Raw genomic sequence first — 20,319 nt, 5'->3', positions numbered from 1 at the left:
ACCATCTCACTCAGGAAGACGTGGAGGATTGTTATGAACAAAGACGAAGCGAGCGGTAACTGGAAGCAGTTTAAAGGGAAGTTTAAAGAGAAATGGGGCAAGTTGACCGATGACGATTTGACCGTGATCGAAGGGAAGCGCGATCAGCTAGTGGGTAAAATCCAGGAACGTTACGGTTACGCCAAAGATGAAGCTGAGCGTGAATTGAAAGACTGGGAAAGTCAAAACAAAGATTACCGCTGGTAAGTCTCCCGCTTTAAGGATGATGCTCCTACCCGCTGATCGTTACGATCGGCCTGGCACACGGACGTGCCAGTTACCCTTTACGCACCTTCTTCTTACTTTCCACTTCATGATCGTGCTGACAGCTACCCGGCTGCGTGCAGGCTGCCACTTCGGCACAGTTTTCACACAGGCCGTGCGCCTCAATAACGCTATGACGTAAGGTAAAACCCGCCTGATCGGCCAACCCGGCGATGATCTTTTCCACGCCGTGCGCGTGCTTCTCACTGACGGCGGCACAGTTGTCGCACACCAGCATCACCGATGTGTGCGCCGGCTCGTCGAAATGGTGGCACACCACATAACTGTTATTTGACTCCACCCGATGAATAAATCCCTGCTCCAGCAGGAAATCCAGCGCGCGATAAATAGTTGGTGGTTTCGCCTGGGGTTCACTGATGCGCAGCTGGTCCAGCAAATCGTAAGCGCTAATGGAACCGTTCTGCTCCGCCATCAGGCGCAGCACTTCTGCGCGCTGCGTAGTGAGGCGCACGCCACGGTCAAGGCACAGAGATTCAGCCTGCGTGAGCAGTTGTTCGGGCGTGAGGTTTGGCATAAGCATTCTCCAGGTGATGGGTGATGTTATTTTATCACACAAACTTTTACGCTGCTGCCATTGCTTTTTTACCTGATATCATCCAGGAAATGTCTGTCTTTCAGCCACTTATCTGCCGCGTTGCGCCCTGGTACCTCCTTCTGTTAAGCCATGCTTTTCCTTCCTGAGTTTTTTCTCACAGGTTAACCCATCTTTTTGCTTTGCAACTCACTGACTTAGTGGCTATGGTTCAAAAGGTTTTAAGTAATTTCTGGCATCAATTTAGCTGACGTTCATATTTCTGCATAAAACAACAGCAGAATGGTGCGGGCGTGACCAATTCTGCGAATAGCAATGCTAATTCCTTTCAATTCACAGCAATAAAGCGTTAGCCAGCGTTCAGAATAGGGCTAATAAACTATTCCGTCGTAGAGACAGTCAACGACAATTAAAAGGTGATGGCAGACTCATGGTGAAGACATTATTCAGACGCAAGAAAATTGCTTATGTTGTTGGTTTTAATGCTGTATTTGTTACCTCATCAGCATTTGCTGCTGGCACCTGGTACGATGCGCGTAACGATGCCATGGGGGGAACCGGTGTCGCTTCCTCAACCTGGAGCTCGGCAGTGCTGGCTAACCCGGCATTGATGACCAAAGCGCAGCCTGAAGATAACGTCAGCATCATTTTTCCTTCAGCCGGGGTGCAGATTACTGACAAAGACAAATTAGTGGATCGCGTAGACGAAATTACTGATACGGTGGACCGCTATCGTGACGTGATCAACAACATCACGCTGCCGGAGATCATCAATGGCGCGCCTCAGGTCAGAGCCGCGGCAGGTGATATGGCCAATCAGCTGCGCGATCTGCGCGGTGATAAAGCGAATGGCACCGCAGGCGTGGCGTTAGCCGTCAGCATTCCCAACGAGACCCTTCCTTTCGCCTTCATCACCAAAGCCTACGGCACGGCGCACATCCGCGCTAACGTAGTACAGGGCGATATTGATTATCTGGATCAGGTCGCAAATGGCCGCATTCCTTTGCCGGGCGACCAAAATAATCTGCGATCCAGCGCCAACGGCCTGGCTGCGCTGATCACCGATTACGGTGTCGCAATGGCACATGAGTTCACCATCGCCGGTCACCCGGTCTCCGTTGGCGTCACGCCGAAGCTGCAGAAAACCTGGCTGTATAACTACACCGCCAGCGTTTATAACTACGACAAGAATGATATTAACGACAGCCGCTATCGCAGCACCGATACCGGTTTCAACGTCGATGCCGGTATCGCTACCGACTTCGCGGAGAACTGGACCTTCGGCGTGACCGGGCAGAACCTGGTCTCGCGCGATATCGACACCAAAGAGGTTAACGGCTATCGCGATACGTATCAGATTCGCCCACTGGTAACCACCGGACTGGCGTGGAATCGCGGACCCTTTACTCTGACCGGCGATGTCGATCTGACCGAAACCAAACGTTTTAAATCGCAGGAGAGCAGTCAGTACGCTGGCGTGGGTGGTGAATATCGCGTGCTGGACTGGCTGGCGCTGCGTGCCGGCTATCGCGCGGATATGAAGTCGAATGACACCGATGTGTTTACGGCCGGTCTCGGCGTGTCGCCGTTCAACAACGCGGTGCATCTGGACCTGGCCGGTTCGGTCGGCAAAGACAATACCTGGGGGGCCATGGTGCAGCTCGGGTTTAACTTCTGACCACACGATGACGGGCGGCTGTGTCGCCCGTCACAGCTGTGATATCATTGCGCAGTTTCTCATCACTTAACTGCGGATTTACTGCGTTTCATGACCGATACATTCTCTTCGCAACGTTTCTCCATCGCCCCAATGCTGGACTGGACCGACCGTCACTGTCGCTATTTTCACCGTCAGCTGAGCGGCGACACGCTGCTGTACACCGAAATGGTGACCACCGGGGCCATCATCCACGGCAAAGGCGACTATCTGGCCTATAGCGAGGCGGAGCATCCGCTGGCGCTGCAGCTGGGCGGTAGCGATCCGGCCGCGCTGGCAACCTGTGCAAAGCTGGCTGAAGCGCGCGGATACGATGAGATCAACCTGAACGTCGGTTGTCCGTCCGATCGGGTACAGAACGGCCGTTTTGGCGCGTGCCTGATGGGTGAGGCGGCGCTGGTCGCGGACTGTATCAAAGCGATGCGCGATGTGGTCAGCATTCCGGTCACGGTGAAAACCCGCATCGGTATTGACGACCAGGATAGCTACGCCTTCCTGTGCGATTTTGTCGGCACCGTGGCGCAGCAGGGCGGTTGTGATACGTTCATTATTCATGCGCGTAAAGCGTGGCTGTCGGGTCTCAGCCCGAAAGAGAACCGTGAAATTCCACCGCTCGATTATCCGCGTGTTTACCAGTTGAAGCGGGATTTCCCGGCGCTGACCATGGCAATCAACGGCGGCGTTAAGACGCTTGAAGAGGCCAAAGCGCATCTGCAGCACCTGGACGGCGTGATGATGGGGCGCGAGGCCTATCAAAATCCCGGCATTCTGGCGCAGGTTGATCGCCAGCTGTTTGGCCGCGAGACACCGGTGGCCGATCCGGTCGCCGTGGTGCGTTCCATGTACCCTTACATCGAAGCCGAACTGGCACAGGGCACCTATCTGGGACACATTACGCGCCACATGCTGGGCCTGTTCCAGGGCATTCCCGGCGCGCGCCAGTGGCGCCGTCACCTGAGCGAAAATGCCCACAAACCGGGCGCCGACGTCCGCGTGCTGGAAGCGGCGCTGGCGCTGGTGGCCGACCGCATTGTGCAGGAAGCCTGATCCCGCGAGCCGGCCTGGTCAGGCTGGCAGGACGGTTTGAACCGCACGGTTTCATCGTGCGGTTTTTAATTCACCAGCAGTTAGTCAATTTCACCAAATCAACGTCCCCTCCGTCTTGCATCTAAGCGATAATTCAATGGCTTAGCGATCGTTACGACCTGGCACGTATCTTGTAATACCTTCTGCATTACTGATACAGGAGAGCGCTCGTGGAAATATTATTCGTTATCGGCTTTTTTATGATGCTGCTGCTGACAGGCGTATCGCTGCTGGGCGTGATCGCCGCGCTGCTGGTGGCCACGGTGGTGATGTTTCTCGGTGGGCTGTTTGCGCTTGTTATAAAATTGTTGCCGTGGCTGGTGCTGGCGGTGGTCGCCGTGTGGCTGTATCGCGCATTTACCACGCCGCAGGGAGAAGTGAAACTTAACCGGCTGAAAAGGAAAATCAGCGACTTAGAGAAGAGAAGCTGGCGCTAAATGCGGTTACGATCACAGAGTTGGTGATTGCTTAGTACGAATTCGCAATTAAACATATTTTTTACTTATGTTTTCTGTCAGGATGCGTAAAGAAATTCAGACGAATTCATCGCCGCTGACCCTACACCAGCGCGAACTATAAAAAAGAAAGAAAAGGGCTTCCTTCGGGAAGCCCTTCATCATTTCTGCTATCAGGGAATCAACAGGCTGGAACCCTGAGTGGCACGACTCTCCAGCACCTGATGCGCACGCACTGCATCGCTCAGGGCAAATTTCTGCTGCTCCGGCACGTTAAGCTGAATAGCGCGGCTGGCGATAAGCGAAAACAGTTCGCCGCTGGCGCGATCGAGCTCTTCACGGTTGGTGATATAGCCAAACAGGGATGGGCGGGTGACAAACAGCGAGCCTTTCTTGTTGAGAATGCCGAGGTCAACGCCGGTCACCGGGCCGGAGGCATTACCAAAGCTCACCATCAGGCCGTGGCGGCGCAGGCTGTCGAGGGAGGGTTCCCAGGTATCTTTGCCCACTGAGTCGTAGACTACCGCCACTTTTTCACCGTTGGTCAGTTCGCTGACGCGCTGGGCGATATCCTCTTCGCGATAATTGATGGTGGCCCAGGCACCGGCATCTTTGGCGATCTGCGCTTTCTCCGCAGAACCGACGGTGCCAATCAAATGCGCGCCCAGCGCTTTCGCCCACTGGCAGGCAATCAGGCCCACGCCGCCCGCGGCGGCATGAAACAGGAAAATTTCATCGGCTTTTACTTTGTACGTCTGACGCAGCAGATACTGCACCGTCAGGCCCTTGAGGAAAGAGGCCGCAGCCTGCTCAAAGCTGATGCTGTCCGGCAGAATCACCAGCCGATCTTCCGCCACATTGTGCAGCTCGCTGTAGGCACCCAGCGCGGCCTGGCAATACACCACGCGATCGCCCGGCTTGAAACGCGAAACCGCGCTACCCACTTTTTTCACGATGCCTGCCGCTTCAGTGCCCAGGCCGGACGGCAGCGAGGAGACCGGATACAATCCGCTGCGCACGTAGGTATCGATATAGTTAATACCAATCGCCTTGTTCTCCACCTGAACTTCATGGTCGGCGGGATCGGCTAGTGTGAAATCGACCCATTGCAATACTTCCGGGCCGCCGTGCTGGTTGAACTGAATTCGCTTTGCCATTCTGACTCCTGTGATTGTTCATCCTGGGACGGTATACTTGCGCGTCCCTTTCACGATCGGTAATGCATTCACTATGGCAGGAAATAAACCCACCAACAAATCCAACGAACCCCGCGATCGTCAGCTGGAAGGCGTGAAAATGCCGCCGCACTCTATTGAAGCGGAGCAGTCGGTGCTCGGTGGGTTGATGCTGGATAACGAACGCTGGGATAACGTCTCCGAGCGCGTGGTCGCGGAAGACTTCTTCAACCGCTCGCACCGCATGATTTTCTCTGAAATGCAGCGCCTGCTGGAAGCCGGTCAGCCCATTGATCTGATTACCCTGTCAGAGTCGCTGGAAACGCGCGGTGAGCTGGAAATGGCGGGCGGCTTTGCCTATCTGGCCGAGCTGGCAAAAAATACCCCAAGTGCGGCGAACCTCGGCGCTTACGCTGACATCGTGCGTGAACGTGCGGTAGTGCGTGAGATGATTTCGGTGGCTAACCAGATCGCTGATGCCGGTTACGATCCGCAGGGCCGCAGCAGCGAAGAGCTGCTGGATTTCGCTGAATCCAACGTCTTTAAAATTGCCGAACAGCGCGCCAATAAGGATGAAGGCCCGCAAAATATCGAGCAGATTCTCGAAGCGACGGTATCGCGCATTGAAGCGCTGGTGTCAACGCCGCACGATGGCGTGACCGGCGTCGATACCGGCTATCAGGATCTCAACAAGAAAACCGCCGGTCTGCAGGGTTCAGATCTGATCATTGTCGCGGCGCGTCCGTCGATGGGTAAAACCACTTTCGCCATGAACCTGTGCGAAAACGCCGCCATGCTGACAGACAAACCGGTGCTGATTTTCAGTCTCGAGATGCCCAGCGAACAGCTGATGATGCGTATGCTGGCCTCGCTGTCGCGCGTTGATCAGACGCGTATCCGTACCGGTCAGCTGGAGGATGAAGACTGGGCGCGCATCTCGGCCACCATGGGCATCCTGTTAGAAAAGAAGAACATGTTCATCGATGACTCGTCCGGTCTGACGCCAACCGAAGTGCGTTCACGCGCGCGCCGCGTGTTCCGTGAAAACGGCGGCCTGAGCATGATCATGATCGACTACCTGCAGCTGATGCGCGTACCGGCGCTCTCCGACAACCGTACGCTGGAGATCGCCGAGATCTCACGCTCGCTTAAAGCGCTGGCGAAAGAGCTTAATGTACCGGTGGTGGCGCTGTCGCAGCTTAACCGCTCGCTGGAGCAGCGCGCCGATAAGCGTCCGGTTAACTCGGATCTGCGTGAATCGGGCTCGATCGAGCAGGATGCGGACCTGATCATGTTCATCTATCGTGACGAGGTATATCACGAAAACAGCGATCTGAAAGGCATCGCCGAGATCATCATCGGTAAACAGCGTAACGGTCCGATCGGCACAGTACGTCTGACGTTCAACGGCCAGTGGTCACGCTTTGATAACTACGCCGGACCGCAATACGACGACGAATAATCGCGCTTCCACAGTTGCATGCACGATTTGTGCATGCATTTCACGTCATCAGAAAATAGTGTTGGACAACCTCGTCAATTATCAGGTTATCTGTAGCAAAGCGAATCCTATAACGCTGTGGACACAGAATGACTCAGGTAGACGATTACGACCTTAAGATACTGACACTACTACAATCTAACGGCCGCCTTACCAACCAGGAACTCAGTGATTTAGTCGGACTTTCGGCGTCGCAATGTTCACGCCGGCGCATTAATCTCGAACAGGCAAATCTTATTCTCGGCTATCACGCGCGGCTCTCGCCGGACGCGGTAGGGCTGGGTATGGTCGGCTTGATCGAGGTGCGACTAAAAAATCACACGCCCGATTACGAAGAGAGTTTTCACCGCATGGTGGAGCAGGAAGCGGCGATTGTCGACGCGTTCAAAACCACTGGTGACGCCGACTATCTGTTAAAAGTCGCGGTGGCCGATTTAGCGGCGCTGAGCGCGCTGATCAGTCAGCTCGTCGCTGGCCATCAAAGCGTGGCGCATGTGAAAACCTCGGTGGTACTCAACCGTTTAAAAGAGAACGGCTTGATGATGATCCCCGAGCACAAAGTGCGCCAAAAGAGTGCATGATGTGCCAGTGTGGTGCAGATTTGTGCCGTTTTTCGCGCAAAGCGCGCACCAGAAACCGAATTTGTGCATGAATCGATTATTTTACAGCAGATTGATGCACATAAACCTGCAATAAAGCGCCTTAGTTATCAATTGGATAATCGCTGGCACCCATCGGCGGCGACAGGAAGCCGCCGATGTGGTGCGTTTTTTGCAAATGAACGCCATCATTTGCAAAGAGATCGCGCCATGGATAACGCTGTACAACCTTCCCGCATTCCCCACACCCGTACAGAAGATGCGCTGGCTATCGTGCTTGGCACGCTGATGGTGTCGTTTGGCGTCATTTTGCTGAAACAGGCGGGCGCGCTGACCGGCGGTACGGCGGGCGTGGCTTTTCTCATCAGCTACCTGTCGCCGCTCTCGTTCGGTAGCGCCTTCTTTCTGATTAACCTGCCGTTTTACTGGCTGGCCATTCGCCGCATGGGCTGGGAATTTACCCTGAAAACCTTCTGTGCGGTGGGGCTGGTATCGCTGTTCACCCATCTGCACCCGCTGTTTATCCATTTTTCTGCGTTAAATCCGTTTTATGCGACATTGTTCGGTAACGTGGTGATGGGGATTGGGTTTATAGTGTTGTTTCGTCACAAAGCCAGCCTCGGTGGTATCAATATTCTGGCGCTCTGGCTGCAGGATCGCTCTGGTCTGCGCGCCGGCAAACTGCAAATGGCGCTGGATACCTGTGTGGTACTGGCCTCGCTTTTTGTGGTATCGCTGCCGATGCTGCTGGCCTCCATCGCCGGCGCGGTGATGCTCAACCTCATCATCGCCATGAATCACCGTCCCGGCCGCTATTTTGTTTGATGACGTCGACCCACACATTTATGAATAATCATGGAGATCTGCACCGTGTTTCAAAACGTTGATGCCTATGCTGGCGATCCGATTCTGTCGCTGATGGAAACCTTCAAACAGGACCCGCGTGACCACAAGGTGAATCTGAGCATCGGCCTCTATTACAACGAAGCCGGCATCATTCCTCAGCTGCAGGCGGTGGCCGCCGCGGAAGAGCGTTTGCAGGCGCAGCCACATCAGGCTTCGCTCTATCTGCCAATGGAAGGATTGGGTCCGTACCGTAACGCCATTGCGCCGCTGCTGTTTGGTAAAGAGCACCCGATGCTGCAGGCGGGGCGCATTGCTTCCATCCAGACGCTGGGCGGATCCGGCGCGCTGAAAGTGGGCGCAGATTTCCTGAAGCGTTACTTCCCGGACGCCAGCGTATGGGTCAGCGATCCGACATGGGAAAACCATGTGGCGATCTTTAACGGTGCCGGTTTTAACGTTAACACCTACCCGTGGTACGACGACGCCACCAACGGCGTGAAGTTCGATGCCTTCATCGCCAAACTGAAAACGCTGCCGAAGCAATCCATCGTGTTGCTGCATCCGTGCTGCCACAACCCGACCGGTGCGGATCTGACCAACGCGCAGTGGGATCAAACCGTTGAGGTCCTGAAAGCGCAGGAGCTGATTCCGTTCCTCGATATCGCCTACCAGGGCTTTGGTGCCGGCATGGAAGAGGACGCTTACGCGATTCGCGTGATTGCCGCGGCGGGCCTGCCGGCGCTGGTGAGCAACTCCTTCTCGAAAATCTTCTCGCTGTACGGTGAGCGCGTGGGCGGCCTGTCGATTGTCTGCGACAGCGCAGAAGAGTCGGCACGCGTGCTGGGTCAGCTGAAAGCGACCGTGCGTCGCAACTACTCCAGCCCGCCGAACTTCGGTGCTCAGGTGGTTTCCTGCGTGCTGAACGACGAAGCGCTGCTCAACAACTGGCTGGCGGAGGTGGAAGCGATGCGCCTGCGCATCATCGAAATGCGCCAGGTGCTGGTCAATGTGCTGAACAGTAAACTGCCCGGCAAAAACTTTGATTATCTGCTGAAGCAGCGCGGCATGTTCAGCTATACCGGCCTGAGCGCGCAGCAGGTGGACCGCCTGCGCGAAGAGTTCGGCGTGTACCTGATCGCCAGCGGCCGCATGTGTGTCGCCGGTCTCAACAGCCGCAACGTCAATCAGGTAGCTGAGGCGTTTGCTGCCGTAATGTAATTGACGCGATGCCTGTCAGCCGCGCGGCTGGCAGGCACCCGTTTCAGTCATCCACGCATTGTCTGTTCCCGCTGTACCTTCGCCGCACCCCGCTTTTCCACGCTTCTCTTTGCCAACCATGCTGGCTGGCGGCCGCATTTAGCATAGGTATAACACCTTAACCCCGGGTAATCGGGACGGGTCTTGTGTGTTCCTGTTAGTGAGGGCGCTATTTTTTGCCGGCGCGCTTTGGCGCACTGCCAGAGCGCTCGCCAATCACAATAAGGAACCGCCCATGAGCTATTTCCCTTCCGCACTGAAACCCCTTTGCATTGCCATGACGCTGGCGCTCGCACTGCCTGCTGCGGCCGTTGAGCTGACGCGTGATAACGGCGCGCCGGTCGGCGATAACCAGAATTCACAAACTGCCGGCGCCAATGGCCCGGTGCTGTTACAGGACGTGCAGCTGATTCAAAAGCTGCAGCGCTTTGATCGTGAACGTATTCCGGAACGTGTGGTGCACGCGCGTGGCACCGGCGCGCACGGTGAATTTCGCGCCAGCAAAGATATCAGCGATCTGACTATCGCTGAGGTGTTTAAACCGGGAACGGTGACGCCGGTCTTCGTGCGCTTCTCCAGCGTGGTGCACAGCAAGCATTCGCCGGAAACGCTGCGCGATCCGCGTGGTTTTGCCACCAAATTCTATACCAGCCAGGGCAACTGGGATCTGGTGGGCAACAACCTGCCGGTGTTCTTCATCCGCGATGCGATCAAGTTCCCTGATATGGTGCACGCGTTTAAACCGGATCCGCGCACTAACCTCGATAACGATGCGCGCACCTTCGATTTCTTCTCCCACGTACCGGAAGCCACGCACGCGCTCACCATGCTGTTCTCCAACATGGGCACGCCGGCGACCTATCGCGAAATGGACGGTAACAGCGTGCACGCCTACAAGTTTGTGAACAGCCAGGGCGAAGTGCACTACGTGAAGTTTCACTGGAAAACGTTACAGGGCGAACGCAACCTCGATCCGGCTGAATCGGCAGCGATCCAGGGGCGCAGCTACAGCCACATGACAGAAGATCTGGTGGCGGCGATTAACCGCAAAGCGTTTCCGAAGTGGGATCTTTACATTCAGACCATTAAAGCCAGCGAAGTGGATAAGTTCGATTTCAATCCGCTCGACTCCACCAAAATCTGGCCGAACGTGCCCGAGGTGAAAGTCGGGCAGATGGTGCTGAATCGCAACGTCGACAACTTCTTCCAGCAAACCGAGCAGGTGGCGATGGCCCCGTCCAACCTGGTGCCGGGCATTGAGCCGTCTGAAGATCGCCTGCTGCAGGGCCGCCTGTTCTCCTATGCTGATACCCAGCTGTACCGCGTGGGCACTAACGGCCTTAGCCTGCCGGTGAATGCGCCGCGCGTACCGGTCAGCAACGGCAATCAGGATGGCATGATGGACAGCGGTAATGCTGATGACAAGGGCGTCAATTATCAGCCCAGCCGCATCTATCCGCGTGAAGAGCTGCAAAGCGCGCGTTACAGCCATACGCCGCTTAGCGGCAGTACGCAGCAGGCGATGATCGCCAAACCGCAGAATTTCCGCCAGGCAGGGGAGCTGTATCGTTCCTTTAACGCGAAGGAGCGGGGCGATCTGATCACCTCGCTCGGTGGCGCGCTGAAAAGCGCCGACGCGCAAAGCCGGCTGGCGATGCTCTCGTTCTTTTATAAGGCCGATAGCGAGTACGGCACGCGTCTGGCGGCGGTAACGCAGGACGATATCACCACGGTAAAAGCGCTGGCTGACAAGCTGAGCGACTGATGCGCCGGCGGCAGAGCAAGCGCTCTGCCGCTTTTTCCCGCTGAAGGGTTTACCTTTCGCCGACATGCTGCACACTTAAGTAAACGGTTTAACCCAGGAATGTGGCATGTGGCAGCAACAAACTCTCACGCTGAGCGCGAAGGCGCGCGGCTTTCATCTGATCACCGACGAGATTGTCGGCCAGCTTAATGGCTTAACGGACCTGCGCATCGGCCAGCTGCATCTGCTGTTGCAGCACACCTCAGCGTCGCTGACGCTCAATGAAAATTGCGATCCTACGGTGCGCAGCGACATGGAGCAGCACTTTCTGCGGCATGTTCCAGAGGATGCGCCCTACCAGCACGACTATGAAGGCGCTGACGACATGCCGGCGCACATTAAATCGTCACTGCTTGGCGTATCGCTGCTGATCCCGGTCAGCCGCGGCAAACTGCTGCTCGGCACCTGGCAGGGGATCTGGCTGGGCGAACATCGGGTACACGGCGGCGCGCGGCGCATCGTCGCCACCTTACAAGGGGAATAAAAACATGAACACGTCGGATTTACTGACCTACTGCATGAGCAAACCGGGCGCTTCACAAAGTTATAAAGATGAGTGGGACGCAACCCAGGTGAAAAGCGATGGCGTGCTGTTTGCCATGGTGCATGACGTTGAAGGGCGACCGGCGTTGTCGCTGAAAACCTCGCCCGCGCTGGCGGAATTATTGCGCGATGAACACCACGATGTGTTTCCCAGTGAACATCTCAATAAGTCGCACTGGAGCACGCTGTGGCTGGATGGATCGCTGAAGGATTCGCAGATTTACTATCTGGTTGATGCATCGTGGCAACAGGCTGACGCCACGCGCGCGGCGGGCGTCAGCCATGATGATGAGACGCGCTGATTAAGCCGCAGACTCTTCACGCAGGGTGTTGATATCAATCACGAAGCGATACTTCACGTCGCTTTTCAGCATGCGCTCGTAGGCGTCGTTGATCTGGTTCATAGCGATCAGCTCGATATCCGAAGTGATACCGTGCTTGCCGCAGAAATCCAGCATTTCCTGGGTTTCGGCGATACCGCCAATCAGTGAACCGGCAATGCTGCGACGCTTGAGGATCAGGTTAAACACCTGCGGTGCCGGGTGATCGTGCTCCGGCGCGCCAACCAGCGTCATGTTGCCGTCGCGCTTCAGCAGGGCGATAAACGGGTTGAGATCGTGCTGCGCGGCGACGGTATTTAAGATGAAGTCGAAGCTGTTGGCGTGCTGCGCCATCTGGTCAGCATCTTTCGAAATCACCACTTCGTCAGCGCCGAGGCGTTTGCCATCTTCAATTTTTGACGGTGAGGTAGTGAACAGCACCACGTGCGCGCCCATCGCATGCGCGATCTTCACGCCCATATGGCCGAGGCCGCCCAGACCAACGATACCAACTTTTTTGCCGGGACCGACATTCCAGTGACGCAGCGGGGAATAGGTGGTGATACCGGCGCACAGCAGAGGCGCAACGCCCGCCAGATCGAGGTTTTCCGGTACGCGCAGCACAAAGCTTTCATCAACCACCATGCTGGTGGAGTAGCCGCCGTAGGTGATGGCGCCGGTTTCACGATCCTGGCCGTTGTAAGTGCCAACAAAGCCGTTTTCACAGTACTGCTCGAGTCCTTCCTGACAGCTTGGGCAGCTGCGGCAGGAGTCGACCATACAGCCGACGCCGACTAAATCGCCCACTTTATATTTGTGCGTGTGCGCGCCAACGGCGGTGACGCGACCCACGATTTCATGGCCTGGCACCACCGGGAATACGGTGTTGCGCCATTCGTTGCGCGCCTGGTGCAGGTCCGAGTGGCAGACGCCACAGTACAACACTTCAATCTGCACATCATGAGCGCGCAGTTCGCGCGGCTTATAATCGAACGGGGCGAGTTTGGCTTTCGCGTCCTGTGCGGCATAGGCATGCGTAATATTCATGGTGTCTCCAGTCAGATGTGTCGTGAGTATTTGCGAGGGGTCCGTTCAGTGATGACACTGCAGGACAGAGGCGCGTCAGCGGCGCCAAAAAGGAACGCAGTAAGAATAGTCAGCGGGACGCGATGCGTATATGCCTGAAGTTGTCTGTTTCTTGCCTGTTTCTGCATTTGCTAAGGCATTCAGACAATAGCACCGGCTGGTAAGCAACCGGAGCGGTGAGCCGTGGCGAGATCAGAAAAAACGCGCCGCAACAGCGGGTGCGGCGCGTTAAACCTACTTTTTCAGCATCGGCTTGAGGAAGCGTGCAGTATGCGATTTTTCGCACTGTGCAACGGTTTCCGGCGTGCCGGCCACCAGAATTTCACCGCCGCCGCTGCCGCCTTCCGGACCGAGATCGACAATCCAGTCAGCGGTTTTGATCACGTCAAGGTTGTGCTCAATCACCACGATGGTATTGCCCTGATCGCGCAGCTGATGCAGTACTTCCAGCAGCTGCTGGATGTCGGCAAAATGCAGGCCGGTGGTCGGTTCATCGAGAATGTACAGCGTCTGACCGGTACCGCGCTTCGACAGCTCACGCGCCAGCTTAACGCGCTGCGCTTCACCGCCGGACAGCGTGGTTGCCGACTGGCCAAGACGAATATACGACAGGCCGACATCAATCAGCGTCTGCAGCTTACGCGCCAGTGCAGGTACCGCATCAAAGAACTCACGCGCCTCTTCGATGGTCATCTCCAGCACTTCGTGAATGCTCTTGCCTTTGTATTTAATCTCCAGCGTTTCGCGGTTATAGCGTTTGCCTTTGCACTGATCGCACGGTACATAAATGTCCGGCAGGAAGTGCATTTCGACCTTGATTACGCCGTCGCCCTGACAGGCTTCACAGCGGCCGCCGCGCACGTTAAAGCTGAAGCGGCCCGGATTGTAGCCGCGCGAACGCGCTTCCGGCACGCCGGCAAACAGTTCACGCACCGGGGTAAAAATCCCGGTGTAGGTGGCCGGGTTTGAGCGCGGCGTCCGGCCGATCGGGCTCTGATCGATGTCGATCACTTTATCGAAGTGCTCCAGCCCGGCGATCTCGCGATACGGCGCAGCTTCACCGCTGGTAGCACCATTCAGCTGGCGCTGCGCAATCGGGAACAGCGTATCGTTAATCAGCGTTGATTTGCCGGAACCGGACACGCCGGTGATACAGGTAAACAGCCCAACCGGAACCGTCAGCGTGACATCCTTCAGGTTATTACCGCGCGCGCCGCTCAGTTTCAGTACTTTGGACGGATCGCCTTTCACCCGCTCTGCCGGCACCGCGATTTCACGCTTGCCGCTGAGGAACTGACCGGTGAGAGAATCTTCGTGCGCCATGATGGCATGCACATCGCCCTCGGCTACCACCTGGCCGCCGTGCACGCCAGCGCCCGGACCGATATCAATAATATGGTCAGCGGCGCGAATCGCGTCTTCATCATGCTCAACCACGATCACGGTATTACCGAGATCGCGCAGGTGAATCAGCGTCGACAGCAGGCGCTCGTTGTCGCGCTGATGCAGACCGATGGACGGTTCATCCAGTACGTACATGACGCCAACCAGACCGGCACCAATCTGGCTCGCCAGACGAATACGCTGTGCTTCACCGCCGGACAGCGTTTCCGCTGAACGCGACATCGACAGATAATTCAGGCCGACGTTGACCAGGAAGCTCAGACGGTCGCCAATTTCCTTCAGCACTTTCTCGGCGATTTTGGCGCGCTGGCCGCTCAGCTTCAGATTGCGGAAGAAGTCCATGGCGTGGCCGATGCTCATATCCGAGATGGTCGGCAGGTTGGTATCTTCCACGAACACATGGCGCGCTTCACGACGCAGGCGCGTCCCTTCGCAGCTGGCGCAGGCGCGGTTGCTGATAAACTTCGCCAGCTCTTCGCGCACCGCGTTGGATTCCGTCTCTTTGTAGCGGCGCTCCATGTTATGCAGCACGCCTTCGAACGGATGACGACGCACCGAGGTATCGCCGCGATCGTTGATATATTTGAACTCAATGTTCTCTTTGCCGGAGCCGTACAGAATCACTTCGCGCGCTTTGTCGCTCAGGCTATTGAACGGCGCTTCAACATCGAAATCCAGATGTTCCGCCAGCGAGCGCAGCATCTGGAAATAGTAGAAGTTACGGCGATCCCAGCCGCGAATGGCGCCACCGGCCAGCGACAGCTCCGGATTTTGTACCACGCGATCGGGATCGAAATATTGCTGAACGCCGAGGCCGTCACAGGTCGGGCAGGCACCGGCCGGGTTATTGAACGAGAACAGGCGCGGCTCCAGCTCACGCATGCTGTAACCGCACACCGGGCAGGCAAAATTGGCCGAGAACAGCATCTCTTCGGTATCGGGATCGTCCATATCCGCGACGATCGCCGTGCCGCCACTCAGTTCCAGCGTCGTTTCAAAGGATTCGGCCAGACGGGTCGCCAGATCGTCACGCACGCGGAAACGATCGATCACCACCTCAATGGTGTGTTTCTTCTGCAGCTCCAGCTTGGGTGGATCCGACAAATCGCACACTTCGCCATCGATACGTGCGCGGATGTAGCCCTGCGCCGCCAGATTTTCCAGCGTTTTGGTGTGCTCGCCTTTGCGATCTTTTACCACCGGCGCCAGCAGCATCAGGCGCCGCCCCTCTTCCTGCGCCAGGACCTGATCGACCATCTGACTGACAGTTTGTGCCGCCAGCGTGACGTTATGATCCGGACAGCGCGGCTCACCCACGCGGGCAAACAGCAGACGCAGATAGTCATGAATTTCAGTGATGGTGCCGACGGTCGAGCGCGGGTTGTGCGACGTCGATTTCTGCTCAATGGAAATGGCAGGCGACAGCCCCTCAATGTGGTCTACGTCCGGTTTCTCCATTAAGGAAAGAAACTGGCGCGCATAGGCAGAAAGCGATTCAACATAGCGGCGCTGGCCTTCGGCATACAGCGTATCAAACGCCAGCGAAGACTTACCGGAACCCGACAGACCGGTCACTACAATGAGCTTGTCGCGTGGGATGATCAGGTTGATATTCTTCAAATTATGGGTGCGAGCACCGCGGACTTCAATCTTATCCATTCACCTTTCCCGGATTAGGCAACGCTCGCCATGCCTTGCCAGCACGACCAGCAGAAACGCATCATTATGGCACAAAAAATAAACTGAATAAATATCCAGTGTTTTTGCTATTCTGTGTGCCGAAGAAAAATTGGGAGCCTGCTCTGAAGTGGGCACCGTCATTGTGACGTGATACAATTTTTGGCTTAGACTTTTAGCATCAACTCATCGGGAGACAGCAACATGGCCAGTCGTGGCGTAAACAAAGTGATTCTTGTCGGGAATCTGGGTCAGGATCCGGAAGTGCGCTACATGCCGAATGGTGGCGCGGTAGCCAACATTACGCTGGCCACGTCAGAGAGCTGGCGCGACAAGCAAACCGGTGAAAACAAAGAGATCACCGAATGGCACCGCGTCGTGCTGTTCGGCAAGCTGGCCGAAGTCGCCGGCGAATATCTGCGTAAAGGTTCGCAGGTCTACATTGAAGGCCAGCTGCGCACCCGTAAATGGCAGGACCAGAGCGGCCAGGACAAATACACCACCGAAGTGGTGGTGAACGTGGGCGGCACCATGCAGATGCTGGGTGGTCGTCAGCAGGGCGGCAATGGCGGTGGCGCACCCATGGGCGGCCAGGGCGGCGGCAACAATAACGGCTGGGGCCAGCCGCAGCAGCCGCAGGGTGGGGGCAACCAGTTCAGCGGCGGCGCGCAGCAGCGTCCACAGCAGCAGAGCGCACCGGCGAACAACGAACCACCAATGGATTTCGACGACGATATCCCGTTCTGATTGGCGTACCGATCAACGCGTTATCCAGCCCTCGCTTCTGCGAGGGCTCCATTTCAAAAGCTCTTGTCCAACAAAACTTTTCTCTCCGCACGTTCATACAACGACGTTAATGCGCGCGCCACTCCCGCAGTAATTCTTCCGTGGTTTTAACCCGCACCGGATTGCCCGGCATGATCAAATCCGCCCACACCTCGTTGTGCTGATTAATGAGCTGCTGCGCTGACACATAAGTGCGATCGGCGGTGGTGTGGGCGTCGGCCGCCACGGTGATGTGATAGCCAAGGCTGGCCCCGACTTTGATGGTGGTATCGACACAATAATCGGTGGCGCAGCCGCAAATAACAAAGCTGTCGATCTGATACTGTTCAAGCAGCGCCGCAAGCCCGGTCTGCCAGAAGCTGTCGCAGGCGGTTTTGGTCACATAAAGCGCGTCGGCCGGCTGTTCCAGTTCGGCGACAATCTGCCAGTCTGCGGAGTCGACGGCTAAATCCGGCCCGGCATGCTGAATAAAAATCACCTGATCGGCGGCGGCCATCAGCTGATTAATGCGGCCGCAGCGCCCGTCGCGGTCGTAACGCGGCGTTGCCAGCACGCCATTTTGCATATCCACTACCATTACCACCCGTTGTGCCATTGTCGCCTCCTTTATAAGTCAGGCACCAGTGTCGCGCTGAAGTGGCACGCGCGTAAAGCGATTGGGCTTTGCTTTTTTCGTGCGCGCCGCGCATGCTTACTGCCTGATTGCGTGTGGAGGTGTGTGGTGACGGTGGTTCCTGAAGTCTTTCCCTGTGAGCAGGATCGTGCGCAGTTTCAGCACTTTGCTGAGCTGCCGGGCATTGAGCTTTATCAGGCGCACATCTCCCGCTACGCTTTTGAGCCCCATACCCACGAAGCCTTCGGGATTGGCACTATCGAATCCGGCGCGCAGCGCTTTCGCTACCGCGGCACCAATTATGTCGCGCCGGTGCATTCGCTGGTGATGATGAATCCCGATGAACTGCACACCGGTGAATCGGCCTGCGCCGAAGGCTGGCGTTATCGCATGATCTATATCGATCCGGCGGAGATGGATCGGCTGACCGGCGATCGCAACTGGTGGTTCAGCGATGCGCTGCGCACCGATGCGCGCCTGGCGCAACCTTTCTCTCACGCGCTGGCACAGATGTGGCAGGCGCAAAGCGCGCTGGAGCGGCAGGGCGCGCTGCTGGATCTGCTGGAGTGGCTGCGTCCGCTGGCGCAGCAGGGCGTCGCGCGGCCGCGCGAAGGCGCCCACCGCTTTGATGTGGTAAAAGCCTGGCTGCGCGATAACCTGGCAGAGCCGGTGCGGCTGGAAGAGCTGGCGGCGCTGGTATCGCTGTCGCCGTGGCATTTTCTGCGCAGTTTCAAACAACACTTTCACGTCACTCCCCATCAAATGCTGATGGCCTTCCGCCTGTTCGAGGCCAAGCAGCGGCTGGCGCAGGGCGAGAGCGCCGCCAGCGTGGCGGCGGCGGTTGGCCTCACCGACCAGGCGCATCTGACGCGGGCGTTTGCCCATCGCTACGGCATTACGCCGGGACGCTATCAAAAGCAGGTGTTCAGCGGACGTTAACCGCAATCTGCTACAAGCCTTTCACCTTTTCCTGCGCCACACTGTGGCGGATTAAAGATAAAGGAAAGGTGTATGTTTGCAGGAATAGTGTTTGCCCTCGCGGCGGGGCTGATGTGGGGCATGATTTTTGTCGGGCCGCTGCTGATACCCGATTATCCGGGCACGTTGCAATCGGCGGGTCGCTATGTTGCCTTTGGTCTGGTGGTGCTGCCGCTGGCGTGGCTCAGCCGGCGCCGGCTAAAACAGCTGACGCGCCCGGACTGGACGGAGGCGGTGAAGCTGTCGCTGGTGGGCAATCTGCTCTATTACGCCTGCCTCGCCAGCGCGATTCAGCGCACCGGCGCACCGGTCTCCACCATGATCATCGGCACGCTGCCGGTGGTGATCACCGTCACCGCTAACCTCTGTTACGGCCATCTCGAAGGGCGCCTGCCATGGCGCCGGCTGATGCCCGCGCTGATCATCATTGCTGCCGGGCTGGGCTGCGTCAACGCGGCGGAACTGCACGGGCAGGGGCCGGCATTTGATCTCTGGGGCTACCTGAGTGGCCTGCTGCTGGCGGTGCTGGCAGTGGTGTGCTGGACCTGGTATCCGCTGCGCAATGCGCGCTGGCTACGCGAGCATCCTCAGCACAAACCGTCGAGCTGGGCCACCGCGCAGGGGCTGGTGACATTGCCGCTGGCGCTGGTGTTTTATGGGCTGGTGAGCCTGCAGATTCACTGGCAGCAGCCCGATTTCGCTTTGCCGTTCGGCCCGCAGCCGGCGCGCTTTATCTGGCTGATGCTGGCGATTGGTTTGTTCTGCTCATGGCTGGCGGCGCTGTGCTGGAATGCCGCCAGTCAGCGTTTGCCAACGGTGGTGATGGGGCCGCTCATCGTATTCGAAACGCTCTCTGGCCTGCTGTGGACCTTTATTTACCGCCAGAGCTGGCCACCGTTGCTCACCAGCATCGGTATCGGCTGTCTGATTGTTGGCGTGATCTATGCCATGCGCATTAAACCGCAGCGCTTGACCGCACTTCCTTAACCCTGCCTCGCTGCTGAGTGATCCACTCAGCAGCGCTTTCCCCTGATATTTTAGGAATTTGACCAGCCGATAATCTCGCCTCAGTGACCTGATACTGGCCGCCACGCGCACGCTATATAACCGACGAGCGCTACAGCCGCCCGGTTTTCATTCTCTTCCGCTATAAAACTTCCTGCCGTCAGCACGGTAAAAGGTCGACTTTAGCTGCCTTTTAGCATTCCGGTGGGATAAAAAAAGCGCATATCGGGCAACAATTCGCCGGTTTAGCGCGTAAAAAACTCTTCGCCAGTCGGATTTTTACCCGACTGCGGCACTGAAATTCCAGCGTGAGAAGCCACCTTAGCCTTAAGCGTTACCGGCATTGTTAAGAATGATTCCAAACAGCTGCCAGAAAAAAAGATTAAAGATGACTATGGATTTAAGCGCAGTATTTACCGTGGATAACCGTTTTTCGACTTTATAGTTTAAACATCATAACGTTTTTGAACCGGAGTATTCCTGGTGTGGTTTATGAGTTAGCCGACTAGCGCTGATCGCCAAAGCGATCATAAACGCAGCGGCCAGATCCAGTTTAAAACTGAGCAAATGTGTGAGCGGTTACACCGTGTTGTTCATTAACGCTTAACAGA

At 56.7% G+C, this 20,319-nt stretch carries 19 protein-coding genes; 14 read left to right on the top strand and 5 right to left on the bottom strand.

What is annotated here, in order from left to right; translation table 11 throughout:
- Positions 1 to 33 precede the first annotated feature (33 nt).
- Entirely contained in the window at positions 34 to 246 is a 213-nt protein-coding gene (locus tag QMM04_RS00485) for a CsbD family protein (RefSeq protein WP_021507857.1), read from the top strand.
- Positions 247 to 316: 70 nt separating this feature from the next.
- Here QMM04_RS00485 and zur read toward each other — a convergent pair whose 3' ends face one another.
- A complete protein-coding gene (gene zur, locus QMM04_RS00480; RefSeq protein ID WP_088515725.1) occupies positions 317 to 838 on the bottom strand; it encodes a zinc uptake transcriptional repressor Zur in 522 nt (173 codons plus the stop codon).
- A gap of 448 nt (positions 839 to 1,286) precedes the next feature.
- Between zur and traF the strand changes: the two genes are divergently transcribed.
- The 3 genes from traF (at position 1,287) to pspG (ending at position 4,096) form a co-directional block, all read left to right on the top strand.
- Positions 1,287 to 2,534, top strand: a complete 1,248-nt coding sequence (gene traF, locus QMM04_RS00475; RefSeq protein ID WP_211724894.1) for a conjugal transfer protein TraF — start codon at positions 1,287 to 1,289, stop codon at positions 2,532 to 2,534.
- Between the two features lie 90 nt (positions 2,535 to 2,624).
- Entirely contained in the window at positions 2,625 to 3,620 is a 996-nt protein-coding gene (gene dusA / locus QMM04_RS00470) for a tRNA dihydrouridine(20/20a) synthase DusA (RefSeq protein ID WP_104187837.1), read from the top strand.
- A gap of 209 nt (positions 3,621 to 3,829) precedes the next feature.
- Positions 3,830 to 4,096 carry an envelope stress response protein PspG gene (gene pspG / locus QMM04_RS00465; RefSeq protein ID WP_058770016.1) on the top strand — a complete coding sequence of 89 codons (267 nt, stop codon included), beginning with the start codon at positions 3,830 to 3,832 and terminating at the stop codon, positions 4,094 to 4,096.
- A 191-nt stretch (positions 4,097 to 4,287) separates the two neighbouring features.
- On the opposite strand, the gene QMM04_RS00460 is transcribed toward pspG, so the two are convergent.
- The gene (locus QMM04_RS00460; protein ID WP_058774935.1) at positions 4,288 to 5,271 is read right to left on the bottom strand and encodes a quinone oxidoreductase; all 984 of its coding nucleotides are present in this window, start codon (positions 5,269 to 5,271) and stop codon (positions 4,288 to 4,290) included.
- Positions 5,272 to 5,344: 73 nt separating this feature from the next.
- Here QMM04_RS00460 and dnaB point away from each other — a divergent pair, with 73 nt between their 5' ends.
- From dnaB to QMM04_RS00425, 7 genes are all read left to right on the top strand, one after another.
- A complete protein-coding gene (gene dnaB / locus QMM04_RS00455) occupies positions 5,345 to 6,751 on the top strand; it encodes a replicative DNA helicase (protein ID WP_282995452.1) in 1,407 nt (468 codons plus the stop codon).
- 128 nt (positions 6,752 to 6,879) lie between these two features.
- Positions 6,880 to 7,371, top strand: coding sequence for an Lrp/AsnC family transcriptional regulator (locus QMM04_RS00450; protein WP_058757562.1), 492 nt, complete (start codon positions 6,880 to 6,882; stop codon positions 7,369 to 7,371).
- 228 nt (positions 7,372 to 7,599) lie between these two features.
- A complete protein-coding gene (locus QMM04_RS00445; RefSeq protein WP_021507849.1) occupies positions 7,600 to 8,214 on the top strand; it encodes a YitT family protein in 615 nt (204 codons plus the stop codon).
- A 45-nt stretch (positions 8,215 to 8,259) separates the two neighbouring features.
- Positions 8,260 to 9,453, top strand: a complete 1,194-nt coding sequence (locus tag QMM04_RS00440) for an amino acid aminotransferase (protein ID WP_031279758.1) — start codon at positions 8,260 to 8,262, stop codon at positions 9,451 to 9,453.
- A 274-nt stretch (positions 9,454 to 9,727) separates the two neighbouring features.
- Positions 9,728 to 11,257 carry a catalase gene (locus QMM04_RS00435; RefSeq protein WP_282995451.1) on the top strand — a complete coding sequence of 510 codons (1,530 nt, stop codon included), beginning with the start codon at positions 9,728 to 9,730 and terminating at the stop codon, positions 11,255 to 11,257.
- A gap of 106 nt (positions 11,258 to 11,363) precedes the next feature.
- Positions 11,364 to 11,780, top strand: a complete 417-nt coding sequence (locus QMM04_RS00430; protein ID WP_021507846.1) for a secondary thiamine-phosphate synthase enzyme YjbQ — start codon at positions 11,364 to 11,366, stop codon at positions 11,778 to 11,780.
- A gap of 4 nt (positions 11,781 to 11,784) precedes the next feature.
- Positions 11,785 to 12,141: an MmcQ/YjbR family DNA-binding protein gene (locus tag QMM04_RS00425; RefSeq protein WP_021507845.1), complete on the top strand. Its 357-nt coding sequence runs from the start codon at positions 11,785 to 11,787 to the stop codon at positions 12,139 to 12,141.
- Here the strand turns inward: QMM04_RS00425 and QMM04_RS00420 are convergent, their stop codons facing one another.
- Together QMM04_RS00420 and uvrA are read right to left on the bottom strand one after the other, a co-directional pair.
- Entirely contained in the window at positions 12,142 to 13,206 is a 1,065-nt protein-coding gene (locus QMM04_RS00420; RefSeq protein ID WP_104187843.1) for an NAD(P)-dependent alcohol dehydrogenase, read from the bottom strand. It lies immediately after the preceding gene.
- A gap of 273 nt (positions 13,207 to 13,479) precedes the next feature.
- Positions 13,480 to 16,308 (bottom strand): excinuclease ABC subunit UvrA, encoded by a 2,829-nt coding sequence (uvrA, locus tag QMM04_RS00415; RefSeq protein ID WP_021507843.1) that lies wholly within the window; start codon positions 16,306 to 16,308, stop codon positions 13,480 to 13,482.
- Between the two features lie 222 nt (positions 16,309 to 16,530).
- Here uvrA and ssb1 point away from each other — a divergent pair, with 222 nt between their 5' ends.
- A complete protein-coding gene (gene ssb1, locus QMM04_RS00410) occupies positions 16,531 to 17,073 on the top strand; it encodes a single-stranded DNA-binding protein SSB1 (protein WP_021507842.1) in 543 nt (180 codons plus the stop codon).
- Between the two features lie 106 nt (positions 17,074 to 17,179).
- Here ssb1 and QMM04_RS00405 read toward each other — a convergent pair whose 3' ends face one another.
- Positions 17,180 to 17,707, bottom strand: coding sequence for an isochorismatase family protein (locus QMM04_RS00405; RefSeq protein WP_278708987.1), 528 nt, complete (start codon positions 17,705 to 17,707; stop codon positions 17,180 to 17,182).
- A gap of 126 nt (positions 17,708 to 17,833) precedes the next feature.
- Here QMM04_RS00405 and QMM04_RS00400 point away from each other — a divergent pair, with 126 nt between their 5' ends.
- A complete protein-coding gene (locus tag QMM04_RS00400) occupies positions 17,834 to 18,664 on the top strand; it encodes an AraC family transcriptional regulator (protein WP_058757554.1) in 831 nt (276 codons plus the stop codon).
- Positions 18,665 to 18,736: 72 nt separating this feature from the next.
- A complete protein-coding gene (locus QMM04_RS00395; RefSeq protein ID WP_058757553.1) occupies positions 18,737 to 19,690 on the top strand; it encodes a DMT family transporter in 954 nt (317 codons plus the stop codon).
- The last annotated feature ends 629 nt before the right edge of the window (positions 19,691 to 20,319 follow it).

This window comes from Pantoea sp. Pa-EAmG (assembly GCF_030024295.1).
GTDB lineage: Bacteria > Pseudomonadota > Gammaproteobacteria > Enterobacterales > Enterobacteriaceae > Pantoea > Pantoea dispersa.
Note: the sequence above shows the minus strand (reverse complement) of the source record. Positions and strands in the feature narration are given on the sequence as shown.